At 71.7% G+C, this 12709-nt stretch carries 11 protein-coding genes; 8 read left to right on the top strand and 3 right to left on the bottom strand.

Annotated elements, in window-relative coordinates; genetic code table 11:
• Positions 1 to 4: 4 nt before the first annotated feature.
• The 7 genes from ACIA03_RS20585 to ACIA03_RS20555 are packed head-to-tail and all read left to right on the top strand — an operon-like array spanning position 5 to position 8554.
• The gene (locus ACIA03_RS20585; RefSeq protein WP_396985913.1) at positions 5 to 1129 is read left to right on the top strand and encodes a cupin domain-containing protein; all 1125 of its coding nucleotides are present in this window, start codon (positions 5 to 7) and stop codon (positions 1127 to 1129) included.
• Positions 1126 to 1950, top strand: coding sequence for a fumarylacetoacetate hydrolase family protein (locus ACIA03_RS20580; RefSeq protein ID WP_396985911.1), 825 nt, complete (start codon positions 1126 to 1128; stop codon positions 1948 to 1950). Before ACIA03_RS20585 ends, ACIA03_RS20580 begins: the two co-directional genes overlap by 4 nt.
• Entirely contained in the window at positions 1947 to 2552 is a 606-nt protein-coding gene (locus ACIA03_RS20575) for a maleylpyruvate isomerase family mycothiol-dependent enzyme (protein WP_396985909.1), read from the top strand. The genes ACIA03_RS20580 and ACIA03_RS20575 overlap by 4 nt, the downstream gene beginning before the upstream one ends.
• Before the next feature lie 26 nt (positions 2553 to 2578).
• Complete coding sequence (locus ACIA03_RS20570; RefSeq protein WP_396985908.1) at positions 2579 to 4096, top strand: FAD-dependent monooxygenase; 1518 nt, start codon at positions 2579 to 2581, stop codon at positions 4094 to 4096.
• On the top strand, positions 4089 to 6161 hold the full coding sequence (locus ACIA03_RS20565) for an acetate--CoA ligase family protein (RefSeq protein WP_396985906.1): 2073 nt from the start codon (positions 4089 to 4091) through the stop codon (positions 6159 to 6161). Before ACIA03_RS20570 ends, ACIA03_RS20565 begins: the two co-directional genes overlap by 8 nt.
• On the top strand, positions 6142 to 7815 hold the full coding sequence (locus tag ACIA03_RS20560) for a (2,3-dihydroxybenzoyl)adenylate synthase (protein ID WP_396985903.1): 1674 nt from the start codon (positions 6142 to 6144) through the stop codon (positions 7813 to 7815). Before ACIA03_RS20565 ends, ACIA03_RS20560 begins: the two co-directional genes overlap by 20 nt.
• Before the next feature lie 28 nt (positions 7816 to 7843).
• A complete protein-coding gene (locus ACIA03_RS20555; protein ID WP_396985901.1) occupies positions 7844 to 8554 on the top strand; it encodes an alpha/beta fold hydrolase in 711 nt (236 codons plus the stop codon).
• A gap of 61 nt (positions 8555 to 8615) precedes the next feature.
• On the opposite strand, the gene ACIA03_RS20550 is transcribed toward ACIA03_RS20555, so the two are convergent.
• Complete coding sequence (locus ACIA03_RS20550; RefSeq protein ID WP_396985899.1) at positions 8616 to 9701, bottom strand: polyprenyl synthetase family protein; 1086 nt, start codon at positions 9699 to 9701, stop codon at positions 8616 to 8618.
• Between the two features lie 34 nt (positions 9702 to 9735).
• Between ACIA03_RS20550 and metF the strand changes: the two genes are divergently transcribed.
• Positions 9736 to 10626 (top strand): methylenetetrahydrofolate reductase [NAD(P)H], encoded by an 891-nt coding sequence (gene metF, locus ACIA03_RS20545; protein ID WP_396985897.1) that lies wholly within the window; start codon positions 9736 to 9738, stop codon positions 10624 to 10626.
• Here metF and ACIA03_RS20540 read toward each other — a convergent pair.
• Together ACIA03_RS20540 and ACIA03_RS20535 are read right to left on the bottom strand one after the other, a co-directional pair.
• Positions 10610 to 11953: a phytoene desaturase family protein gene (locus ACIA03_RS20540; RefSeq protein WP_396985895.1), complete on the bottom strand. Its 1344-nt coding sequence runs from the start codon at positions 11951 to 11953 to the stop codon at positions 10610 to 10612. The genes metF and ACIA03_RS20540 overlap by 17 nt on opposite strands.
• Complete coding sequence (locus ACIA03_RS20535) at positions 11950 to 12588, bottom strand: DUF4126 domain-containing protein (protein ID WP_396985893.1); 639 nt, start codon at positions 12586 to 12588, stop codon at positions 11950 to 11952. The genes ACIA03_RS20540 and ACIA03_RS20535 overlap by 4 nt, the downstream gene beginning before the upstream one ends.
• Positions 12589 to 12709: the final 121 nt, after the last annotated feature.

The following is a 12709-nucleotide window of genomic DNA, read 5'->3' as shown; positions in this document are numbered from 1 at the left end:
AACCATGACGATGACCGCCAGCCCCGTGAAGATCGCGGCCTCCGACGCCGCCGACCAGCCGACGCGCACGCCGGAGCTCGACGCCCTCTACCGCGGGTTCGAGTCCGAGCTCCTGGTCCCGCTGTGGACCGAGATCGGCGACCTGATGCCCGCGCACCCGAGGTCGAAGGCGCTGCCCCACCTGTGGCGGTGGCAGGACCTGCTGCCGCTGGCCGCGCAGGCCGGGGAGCTGGTCCCCGTCGGCCGTGGTGGTGAACGGCGCGCGATCGCGCTGGCCAACCCCGGTCTCGGCGGGCGGCCTTTCGCCACCCCGACCCTGTGGGCGGCGATCCAGTACCTCAACCCTGGTGAGGACGCCCCGGTCCACCGGCACACGCAGAACGCGTTCCGGTTCGTCGTCGAGGGGGAGGGTGTGTGGACCGTCGTCAACGGCGATGCCGTGGCGATGCGGCGCGGTGACTTCCTGCCCCAGGCCGGCTGGGCCTGGCACGGGCACCACAACGCGACCGACGCCCCGATGGCGTGGATCGACGGCCTCGACATCCCCTTCCAGTACGCCCTCGACGCCACCTTCTTCGAGTTCGGCCCCGACGCCGTCGACAACCTCGAAACCCCGGACCGATCCCGCTCGGAGCGGCTGTGGGGACACCCGGGACTGCGGCCGCTGACCCACCTCGGCCCGACCCCGGCTACGCCGCTGCTCGTCTACCGCTGGGAGCACACCGACAAGGCGCTCGCCGACCAGCTCGCCTTGGAGAAGGAAGGCGTCGCGGCCACCGTCGAGCCCGGCCACGCCGCGGTCCGCTACACCAACCCGACCGACGGTCGTGACGTGATGCCCACGCTGCGCACCGAGTTCCACCGGCTCGCGCCCGGCACCGAGACGACCGCGGTGAGCGAGGTCGGCTCCACCGTCGCCCAGGTCTTCGACGGCACCGGCGAGGTCGTTGTCGGCGACCGCACCTGGACGGTCGAGCGGGGGGACCTGTTCGTCGTGCCGAGCTGGCAGCCACTGACGCTGCGCTCCGAGCACGGCCTCGACCTGTTCCGGTTCAGCGACACCCCCGTCTTCGAGAACCTCCACCTCCACCGCCGCCAGGAGACCGACCGACAGGAGACCGGTCGATGAAGCTCGCCACCGTCCGCGCCGCCGAGGGCACCCGGGCCGTCCGTGTCGAGGCCGACCGTTACGTCGACCTCGGCTTCCCGGACGTACGCCGGCTGCTGGAGGCCCCCGGCTGGAGCGTGCTCGCCGCCGCTGATGGCCCCGCGCTGTCGCTGGACACGCCGCTGGCTGCGGTTGTCCCGGAGCCCGGCAAGGTGCTGTGCGTCGGCCTCAACTACCGCAGCCACATCCTGGAGATGGGACGCGACCTGCCAGAGCATCCGACGCTGTTCGCGAAGTTCGCCGACGCCCTCATCGGCGCCGGCGACGACATCGTCGCCGCCCCGGAGTCGGACATGGTCGACTGGGAGGCCGAGCTCGTCGTCGTCATCGGTGCGACCGTACGCCGGGCCGACCCCGCGACCGCGGCCGCGGCCATCGCCGGCTTCACGGTGATGAACGACGTGACCATGCGGGACTGGCAGTTCCGCACCCGCGAGTGGCTGCAGGGCAAGACGTTCGACTCGACGACCCCGCTGGGCCCGGTGCTGGTCACCCCCGACGAGCTTCCCGGCGGCACCGCCCCGGCGTGCACGATCTCGACGACGGTCAACGGGGACGTGATGCAGTCGGCCGAGACCTCGGATCTGCTCTTCACCCCGGTGGACCTGGTCCAGTACATCTCGACGATGATCACGCTCCGTCCCGGAGATGTCATCGCCACCGGAACCCCGTCCGGTGTCGGACACGCCCGCAGCCCGCAGGTCTTCCTGAAAGCCGGTGACAAGGTGGTCACCGAGATCAGCGGCATCGGCCGGCTCGAGAACTCGGTCGTGTCCGGATGAGCGCACAGCTGAGCGAGCGGACGGGCGAGCGGGCGTGGGTCGCGGCCGGCACCGAGCTCTTCGTCGCCGAGCTGGCTAAGGTCGAGGACTTCGCCAGCCCGACCGCCCTGCCCGGCTGGAGTGTCGGCCACCTCGCCGCGCACGTGCACTTCAACGCCGAGGCGCTGCGCCGGCTGGTCTCCTGGGCGGCCAGCGGCGTGGAGAGCCGCATGTACGCGTCGGCAGACCAGCGAGCCGAGGAGATCGAGTCGGGCTCGCGCCGTGCCCCGGACGAGCTGCGCGACCTGGTGGCGGAGTCCGCGGCCGGGCTCGCCGCCGACCTGGACGCGCTCGACGAGGCGGCCTGGGACGCCGAGGTCATCACGGCACAAGGTCGCTCGATCCCTGCTCGGCAGATTCCCTGGCTGCGGGCCCGCGAGGTGATGGTCCACGCCATCGACCTCGGCACCGGCCTGACCTTCGAGGACCTGCCGCCCGACTTCACCACCGAGCTCCTCGTCGACGTCGTGCGCAAGCGTGCACGCGCCGGTGAGGGGCCGGCCCTCGCCGCCTGGCTTGCCGGCCGCACCACCACCGCCCCAGCGCTCGGCCCCTGGCTGTGACCCCCACCATCGGAAGGACAACTGACGTGAATCTCCGCATCGCCTGCGTCGGCGGCGGACCGGGCGGCCTCTTCTTCGCCACCTTGCTGAAGCAGGCCCACCCCGAGGCCGACATCACCGTGTTCGAGCGCAACCGCGCCGAGGACACCTTCGGCTTCGGCGTCGTCTTCTCCGACGCCACCCTCGACGCCATCAACGCCGCCGACCCCGTCCTGCGGACGGCGCTCGACGACTTCGGCATCCATTGGGAGGAGATCGAGGTACGCCTGAAGGGGGAGACCTTCGCCTGCGGCGGCAACGGGATGACCGCCATCGTCCGCAAGAAGCTGCTCCAACTCCTCCAGGAGCGCGCGATCGAGGCGGGTGTCGACGTCCGGTTCTCCACCGAGGCAGCCCTCGACGACCTCACCGACTTCGACCTGGTCGTCGCCGGCGACGGCGCCAACTCGCGCATCCGTGAGCAGCTCGCCGCCGCGTTCGAGCCGTCCTTCGAGACCGCGACCGCCAAGTTCATCTGGTTCGGCACCACGTACGCCTTCGACGGACTCACCTTCGTCCACGTCCGTGGTGAGCACGGCGTCTTCGCGGTCCACGGCTACCCGATCGCGCCGGGACTGTCGACGTTCATCGTGGAGACCGACGAGGAGACCTGGCGTCGTGCCGGACTCGACGAGTTCGACACCAGCCAGCCCCCTGGAACCAGCGATCAGAAGTCGAAGGAGTATCTCGAGAGGCTCTTCGCCGACCAGATCGACGGGCATCCGCTGGTCGTCAACAACTCGCGCTGGGCGAACTTCCGCACCCGCCGCGCCGCCCGCTGGACCACCGGCAACATCGCCCTGCTCGGCGACGCCGCGCACACGGCGCACTTCTCGGTGGGGTCCGGAACCAAGATGGCGATGGAGGACGCGATCGCCCTCGCCGCGGCACTGGGACAGCACCCCGACGACGTGCCCGCCGCGCTGGCGGCCTACGAGGCCGGCGCCCGGCCACCGGTGGAGAAGATCCAGGGCTCGGCCCGCCCCAGCCTGTCATGGTGGGAACACTTCGGGCGCTACCACGACACCCTGGAGCCGTGGCAGTTCGCCTTCCACTTCCTCAGCCGCAGCATCGGCGCGCAGAAGATCGCCCGCCGTGACCCGGAGTTCGTCGCCGCGGTCCGGGAGGAGTGGCGAGCGAGCCGGGGGGCGGATGTTCTCGCCACCGGCTTCGAGCTCGGCGAGGGCACCTTCGCCAGCCGCCGAGTCTCCCTCGCCGAGGTGCGCCGCAGCGGCGCTCGCCTCCTCGAGGTGGACGCACCGTCGAACGAGCACGAGTTGGCCGACGCCCGCCGGCGGCTGCTCGACGGGCTCGAGAACAAGCCCGACCTGGTCGTCCTGAGCGGAGGGTCGGCCCTGTGCCGCGCCCTGCTGTCGGAGGACGTACGTCTCGGGGCCGGCGTGCCGTCCCTGCTCGTCGAGCCCGAGGCGAGCGATGACCGTGTCGAGACGCTCGTGCTGAGCGGGCGTGCCGATCTGGTGGCCGAGGGGACGCGTGATGAGTGACCTTTCTGCCCTGTTCGCCCCGCGCGGGATCGCGGTGATCGGCGCTTCGGCCGACCCGGCCAAGATGGGTTCGGTGATGGCGCGTTCGCTGGCGACGTTCGACGGTCCGGTCGTCGGGATCAACGAGCGCCTCGATGCGCCCCGCGACGGGCTGTTCCCCTCGGTGGCCGCCGCCGTGGAGGCGGGTCATGGACCGATCGACCTCGCCGTCCTCTGCATCCCCGCGCCGCTGTGCGCGCCCGCCCTCGACCGGGCCGCGCAGGCAGGGGTGCGGACAGCGCTCGTCTGCGCGGGCGGCTTCGCCGAGGTCGACGAGGCTGGTGCCGCCCACCAGGCTGCGCTGGCCGAGGTGGCGGCGCGTCACGGCGTACGTCTGCTGGGGCCGAACACGTCGGGCTTCCTTGCACCGCACCGGCGGATCCACGGCACCTTCGTCCCGGGGGCCGCGGCCGTGCCGGCCGGGGGAGTCGGCGTGGTCGCCGCCAGCGGCGGGGTCAACCACGTGCTCGCCTTCCGCCTGGCCGATGCGGGCTACGGGGTTTCGGTGGCGGTCGGTCTGGGCAATGCTGTTGATGTGAGCACGGCCGACGTGATCGACCACCTCGTGGCTGATCCCGATACCACCACGATCGCCCTGCACATCGAGTCGGTCGCCGACGGACAGCGCCTGCTGGAGTCGGTGCGTCGCGCGGCCGCCGTCAAACCCGTGGTCGCTCTGGTCGTGGGCAAGGCCGATGTCGGTGACTTCGCGAAGTCGCACACCGGTGCGCTCGCCACCGCCTGGCGCACCACCCGCTCGGTGCTCGCCCAGGCTGGGGCGGTCATCGTCGACGACGAGCAGGAGCTCGTCACCGCCGCCGGCCAGCTGTCCCTCAGCCGGCTGGCTCCCTCTGCCTCCCCCGGGGTCGCGCTGGTCACCGCTCAGGCCGGGCCAGGGCTGCTCGTGATGGATACCCTTCGTTCCTCGGGTGTGGCGATGCCGCTTCTCGCCCCGCAGACCCAGGCCGCCGTCGGTGACCTGCTGCCGCCGATGACCTACCAGGCCAACCCGGTCGACACCGGCCGGCCGGGGGAGACCTTCGGCCAGATCGTCAGCACCGTCGCCGACGACCCCACGATCGACCTCGTCGCGGTCTACGCGCTCTCCGAGCCCGACGCCGTCGACCTCGGTGTCGCTCTCCGCGGAGCCCTGGCAGCCGACCGGACCATCGCGGTCGGCACCGGCGGCGTCGAGGCGGAGACCGTCCCCGAGCGGAACAAGTTGATCGCCGACGGCATCGCCACCCATGAGGGTCCGACTGCGCTCGCCGTCGCCGTCACCGCCATGGTCCGCGACGCTCGGCAGCGGCATCGCGCCGCCTCGTCGCCACGCGACGCCGCGCTTCCTCCGGCGGCCAGTGCTCTGCTGGAAGGCAAGCGGGCCTGGGACGAGGACCAGGCCAAGGAGCTGCTGGGCCTGCTGGGCATCAGCACTCCACGACGTCGCGCCTACGCGTTGCTGGACGAGGCACGCACCGCGCTCGATGATCTCGACGGGCCGCTCGCGGTCAAGATCCTCGACGCCGCCGTGCTGCACAAGACCGACATCGGCGGCGTACATCTCGGCGTCACGACCCAGGCCGAGCTCGACAAGGCTCTCGAGGCTCTCGGGGAAGCCGGCGCCGAGCGCGTGTTGGCCGAGGAGATGGCGCCGAGCGGGATCGACCTGATCGTCGGTGCGCGGCGGGACCCGGTCTTCGGACCCGTCGTCCTGCTGGGCCTCGGCGGCACGGTCGCCGAGGCGCTCGCCGACGTCGCCATCGCGGCACCACCGTTGAGGACGGCCGACGGCGCCGCGCTCGTGGACGAGCTCGCCGGGGCCGCCGTGCTGCACGGCTGGCGTGGCGGGCCGGCCGCCGACCTCGACCAGCTCACCGGCGTACTCGCCTCGCTCGGTCAGCTGCTCATCGATCACCCCCACCTCGACGAGGTGGAGATCAACCCGCTTCGCATCACCCGCGAGGGCCTGGTCGCCCTCGACGCGGTGATCACCGTAAGGAGTTCCGATGGTCACGCCGATCAGTGAAGGTGTCGTCCGGTGGCCCGACGAGGTCGCTGCGCATTACGTCCATGAGGGCTACTGGGAGAATCGCTCCTTCGGTGAGCAGATCTGGGAGCAGGCGGACCGCACACCGGACGCGACCGCACTCGTCGACGGCGCTGTCCGAATGACGTACGCCGAGCTCGTCGGCCGCGCGGACGCCGCTGCCGTTCGGCTCGCCGATCTCGGGCTCGAACCGGGGCACCGGATCCTGGTCCAGCTGCCCAACGGCTGGGAGTTCGTCGTCCTCACCCTTGCCTGCCTGCGCGCCGGGGTCGTGCCCGTCATGGCGCTGCCGGGACACCGCCGTCACGAGCTGGAGTATCTCGCCAACCATGCCGAAGCCAGCGCCCTCGCCGTTCCCGACGTGTTCCGGGACTTCGACCACCAGCAGCTGGCCCTCGAGCTCCGCGACGCGGTGCCGTCGGTGCAGGCCGTGCTCGTCGTCGGTCAGGCTGCGCCCGGCGCCGTCGACCTGCGGTCGCTGCTCGCGCCGTCGTCGGACCCGGCAGCAGACCGGGCCCGCTGGGACAGCCGTACGCCGGATCCCGGTGACGTCGCGGTGTTCCTGCTCTCCGGTGGGACCACCGGCCTGCCGAAGCTGATCGCCCGCACCCACAACGACTACGTCTACAACGCCCGCTGCTCAGCGCCGATCGCAGGGCTTGACGCCTCCAGCGTCTACCTCGTCGCCGTTCCGGCCGGGCACAACTTCCCGCTCGCCTGTCCCGGCCTGCTCGGCACGCTGCTGGTCGGTGGCACCGTGGTGATGCTGGACAGTCCGCACCCGGTGAAGGCCTTCGCCGCGATCGCAGCCGAGCACGTCACGCACACCGCGGTGGTCCCCGCAGTGGCGCAGACGTGGATCGACCACGCCTCCTCGGTCGGCAACGACGACCTCGCCTCGCTGCAGGTGCTCCAGGTAGGAGGATCCCGGCTCGTCGACGAGGTTGCCCGGCGTGTCCGACCGACACTCGGCTGCACGTTGCAGCAGGTGTTCGGGATGGCGGAAGGCCTGCTCAACTACACCCGCCTCGACGATCCCGAGGACATCATCTGCTGCTCCCAGGGGCGGCCGATGTCGCCGGCCGACGAGGTGCTCATCGTCGACGCCATGGACCAGCCGGTGCCCGATGGTCAGCCCGGCTCTCTGCTCACCCGTGGTCCCTACACGCCCCGGGGCTACTACCGAGCACCGGAGCACAACGCCCGGGCATTCACCGCTCATGGCTGGTACCGCTCCGGCGACATCTGCCGGTGGGACAGCACCGGCAACCTCGTCGTCGAGGGCCGCGACAAGGACATGATCAACCGCGGTGGCGAGAAGATCTCGGCAGAGGAGGTCGAGAATCTCCTCTACCTGATCCCCGGCGTCGAGCAGGCCGCCGCCGTGGCCATGCCCGACCCGAGTCTCGGCGAGCGAGTCTGCGTCTACGTCGTCTGCCACGAAGGCACCACGGTCGACCTCGACCAGGTGCGAGCCGCCATGACGGCACACGGGGTCGCGGCGTACAAGCTTCCCGAGCGCCTCGTGCTGGTGCCCGAGCTGCCCCAGACCAAGGTCGGCAAGATCGACAAGAAGGCGCTCCGCGAGGACATCGCCGAACGCATCGACCTCGACTCCGCCAGCCGTCGCTGAACCATCCGAACATCACCAGGAGACCCCTATGACCACCTTCGTACTCATCACCGGCGCCTGGCACGGCGGCTGGGCCTGGCGCCCTGTCGCTGCGCACCTTCGGGCCGCGGGCCACCAGGTGCTGGCCCCAACCCTTCCCGGCCTCGCCGACGGCGACGACCCGACCGGTCTCGAGCTGAGTGACGTCATCGACCATGTCGCCGGCCTCGTCGAGTCCCAGGACCTGACCGACATCACGCTGATCGGCCACAGCTGGGGCGGCTACGTCATCACCGGCGTCGCCAACGCGATCCCCGACCGGGTGGCGAAGGTCGTCTACTGGTCGGCCTTCGTCCCCGCTGCCGGTGTGCCGCTCTACGACGAGTGCCCGCCGCACTACCAGGAGCTGTTCACCACGCTTGCCGCCGCCTCGGGCAACAACACCATCAGCATGCCGCTCGAGGTGCTGCAGGGCGGCTTCGTCCAGGACGCCTCCGAGGACGTGCAGAAGCTCGTCCACTCTCTCCTCGGCCCGCAGCCGATGCAGTACTTCACCGCCACCGTCGAGCCGCTCGACCAGTCACACCCGTTCGAGGCGGTCTACCTGCTGTCGGAGGACGACATCGGCCTGCCACCGGGGGAGTACGGCTGGGCACGCTTCGCGGGCCGCCTCGGTGTCGAGCCTGTCCTCGTCCCCGGGAGTCACGAGGCCCTCCTGACCAGGCCTGCCGACCTCGCGGAGGCATTCCTCAAGGCGTGAGGTGGCGGGTGGCCGTGCGGTTGCCAGGTCGCCCGCCTTCGGAGCCGCCCCGGCACTCCGGTCAGACGCTGCGCTGGGTGGCGGCGGTGGCGAGGGCGCGGAGAGTGGTGGCGGCGTCGGCGTCGAGGAGACCCGAGGACCTGGCGTCGTCGAGGGCGGTGAGGCCCTGGTCGGCGAGCTCGGTGATGGCCTTCTCGACCTGCTGCTCGGCGCCGGAGGAGGCAATGATCGTACGCAGCGCCGCGACCTGCTCCTCGGTGAGCTGCTGGCCGAGGGATCGGTCGAGGAGGTCGGCGTCGGCGGACGGAGAGCTCGTCAGGGCGAGAGCGACCAGGACGGTGCGCTTGCCCTCGACGAGGTCGTCGCCGGCGGGCTTGCCGGTGACCGAGGGGTCACCGAAGACGCCGAGAAGGTCGTCGCGGAGCTGGAACGCCTCACCGACGGGAAGCCCGTAGGCCGACAGCGCCTCGATCTGCTCGCCGGAGGCTCCGGCCAGCGCGGCGCCGACGTGGAGGGGGCGCTCGACGGAGTACTTCGCCGCCTTGTAGCGCACCACCTTCATGGCCGCCTCGACGTCCGCGGCGCCGCGCGCCTGGACGGTGATGTCGAGGAACTGCCCGGCGATGACCTCGCTGCGGGTGTGGTCGAAGACCGAGAGCGCGGCGGAGGTCTCGGCACCCCCGAACCCAGAGGTACGCAGCAGCTCGTCCGACCAGGTCAGCAGCAGGTCTCCGAGGAGCACCGCAGCGGCATCGCCGTAGGCACGGGACCGGCCGGGCCAGCCGGCGGCGGCGTGGTCGGCCTCGAAGGCGCGGTGTGCGGCCGGTGCGCCCCGGCGGGTGTCGGAGTCGTCGATGACGTCATCGTGGACGAGGGCCGAGGCCTGGAGCAGCTCGAGCGCGGCGGCGGCGCGCACGAGCGCCTCGTCCTCGGTCGGCGTGGGGGAGGGGTTGACCGCACGGAAACCCCAGTAGCAGAACGCGGCCCGCAGCCGCTTGCCTCCGGACATCGACTCCCGGGCCCGGCGCAGCAGCGGCTCGACCTCGTCGCCGAGCGGGGCCAGCCGCTCGGACTGCGTCTCGAGAAAGGTGTCCAGAGCCCCCTGGACGCGACTGCGGAATTCATCGGCGCCCCACGTTTCATTCACTCTCCGAGCCTAGGGCACTCACTACGATGGCCCGATGGTGACTGGACGTGGACGCTCCCTCGCGGAGCTGATCAACCAAGGCGAGCGCTCGTTCTCCTTCGAGTTCTTCCCGCCGAAGGACGAGGCCGGCGAGGCGCAGCTGTGGGAGGCCGTGCGTGCGCTGGAGCCCTACCGTCCGACCTTCGTGAGCGTCACCTACGGCGCCGGCGGCTCGACCCGGGACAAGACCGTCGCCATCACCGGCCGGATCGCCGCCGAGACCGAGCTGCTGCCCGTCGCCCACCTGACCTGCGTCGGCCACACCCGCGACGAGGTCGCCGCGATCCTCGACTCCTACGCCGCCCAGGGCGTCGCCCATGTGATGGCGCTGCGCGGCGACCCCGCCGAGGGTCCGCGGGCCCCGTGGACCCCGACCCCGGGCGGTCTCGACTACGCCATCGACGTGGTGAAGCTGGCCCGCGAGCGCGGTGACTTCCGCATCGGCGTCGCCGCCTTCCCCGAGGGCCACCCGGGCGCCGAGTCGATCGAGGCCGACGCCGACGTGCTGGTCGCCAAGGCGCGGGCCGGGGCGGAGTTCGCGGTCACCCAGATGTTCTTCCGCGCGGCCGACTACTTCGGTCTCGTCGACCGGGTCCGCGCCCGCGGCGTCGACATCCCGATCCTGCCCGGCATCATGCCGATCCTGAACCTCGCCGCCATCCGCCGCCAGAGCGAGCTCATCGGCGCCGAGGTCCCCGAGGAGATCGTCGAGCGCCTCACCGCCGCCGGCCCGGAGCCCGCCGACATCCGCGCCGAGGGCATCGCGGTGGCCGCCGAGCTGTGCCAGGAGCTCCTCGACGGCGGCGCCCCCGGGCTGCACTTCTACACGCTCAACCGCTCCAAGGCGACGCTGGAGATCTTCGCCAAGCTCAACGTGACGGTCTAGGCACCCTTGTCGGGGGCCCGATCGACTGCGCCACCAGAGCCGCGGACAGCCCGGCGAACGGCAGCCCGGAGCCGGGCGTGGCGTGGGCTCCGGCGGCGTAGACGTTCGGGATCGGGGTGCGCGGCCCGAGCCGCTGGAACACGGTGTTCCGCCCCGCCCACTTCACGCCCAGCGGCGACCCGCGCCAGCGGCGTACGAGCTCGGCGGCGCCCAGGTCGACGCGATGCACGACGTGCTCGCGGACGTCGATCTTGTGGCGCGCCAGCGCCAGCAGGACATCCTCCATCAGCTTGCCGTGGGAGTGGATCGTCCAGGCGTGCCGCCCCTCGGGGGCGAGCCCGCGGGTGCGTACGACCAGGGTGGGCTCACCGTGGAGCACCAGCTCGTCGGGGAGGCCGGTGAGATGGTCGGGCAGGTCCGCGAGACCCAGGTGGAACGTCATCGGCGGGATCGCCGGCAGGGTGCGGTCGACCAGCGGCCGCAGGGCCGGCAGCGAGCGCGGGTCGAAGGCGACCACGACCGCGCCGTCGGCGCCCAGGTCGATCTCGCCGGCGGTGGTGCTCACCGCGACCGCCCGCCCGTCGCGTACGACGATGTCCTCCACCCGGGTCGCGGTCTGCACCGAGACCCGGCGGGTGGCCATCCGGGCGGCGAGCACCTCGGCGACCACTCCCATCCCGCCCTCGACCCGCCAGGCGCCGAACCGCTGCTCGAGGTAGGCGGTGAGCCCCGCCCAGGCAGGTACGTCACGCGGCTCCTGCCCCGCGGCGACGAACGGGTGCGCCGCGACCAGCCGCAGCCGCTCGTCCTTGAACGCCTTGCGCAGCCGCTTGTGGAGGGTCTCGCGGGACCTGAACCGCTCCGCGACGGCCGACGGCAGCGCGGAAGGCTCCCACGGCACCTCGAAGTAGTGCTGCCGCAGCACCTCCCAGTCCTCGCTGAACCTGGCGACGTAGTCGGTCCAGCGCTGGCCCATGCCCGGGCCGAGCTCGTCGAAGGCGGCCAGCTGGGCGCCGCGGGTGCCACCGGGCACCGCGACCGAGGTCTTGTCGGCGAACCGGTGCTCACGGATCACGTCCATCGGCACCAGCTCGAGCTCGCGCTCCGCGGGCCGTCCGGACTTGCGGAACAGGTCGCGCATCACCGCGGGCAGCAGGGTCGAGGTCGCCGAGGCGTCCCAGGTGAACCCCTCCTCGCGCACCGGCACCAGGGCGCCGCCGAGCTCGCCGGAAGCCTCGAGAAGGGTCACCGAGTGGCCGAGCTTGGCCAGCCTGGCGGCGCTGGCCATCCCGGCGTACCCGCCCCCGAGGACGACTACGCCGGTCACTGGACCGGGTAGGGCTTGGTGGTGCCGTCGGCGGGTCCGTCGGGCGGGGGAGCCGAACCCCGCCGTCCGCGCCGGGTCAGCCTGCGCCAGCCTCCGCGAACGGCGCGGATGATGAGATACACCAGCACCAGCCCGGCCACCAGCAGGACGCCGGCGACGCCCGCCGCGGCCAGCGGGTGCTCGGTCGCGAACCAGACCACGCCGAGGACGAGCCCGTCCTCGGCCAGGCTGACCACCGAGTTGGAGACCGGCTCGGGCGAGGTGTTGACCGCCAGCCGCTCGCTGGCCTTGATCAGATGGGACATCAGCGCCGAGGTGCCGCCGACGACGCCGCCGACCGCCTCGTTGAGCGAGTCGGCCTCACCGGCGAGCAGGACGCCGATCACGGCGCCGATCGTGGGACGGATCACGGTGGAGATCGAGTCCCAGGTCGAGTCGATGTAGGGCACCTTGTCGGCGACGAACTCGATCGCGTACATCAACCCCGCGGCCGCCAGCACCGGCCAGGTGCCGAGCACGTCGGGGATCTCCTCGGCCCCCGTCGTACGCTGCACGACGCCGAGCACCAGCACGACCAGGTAGGCGTTGATGCCACTGGCCCACCCGCTGGAGAAGGTCAGCGCTAGAGATTCCATGGGGACATCTTGGCCTAAGCCACCGACACCGCGGACCCGGCCCGAGACCAGGAGCACGCGCTCCCGTATTTACCCCCGTTGTGTCCCGTACGGCAGAATGGGCTGATCAACGCAGAGTGCT

It is taken from the genome of Nocardioides sp. NPDC051685 (genome assembly GCF_044453405.1).
GTDB lineage: Bacteria > Actinomycetota > Actinomycetes > Propionibacteriales > Nocardioidaceae > Nocardioides.
Note: the sequence above shows the minus strand (reverse complement) of the source record. Positions and strands in the feature narration are given on the sequence as shown.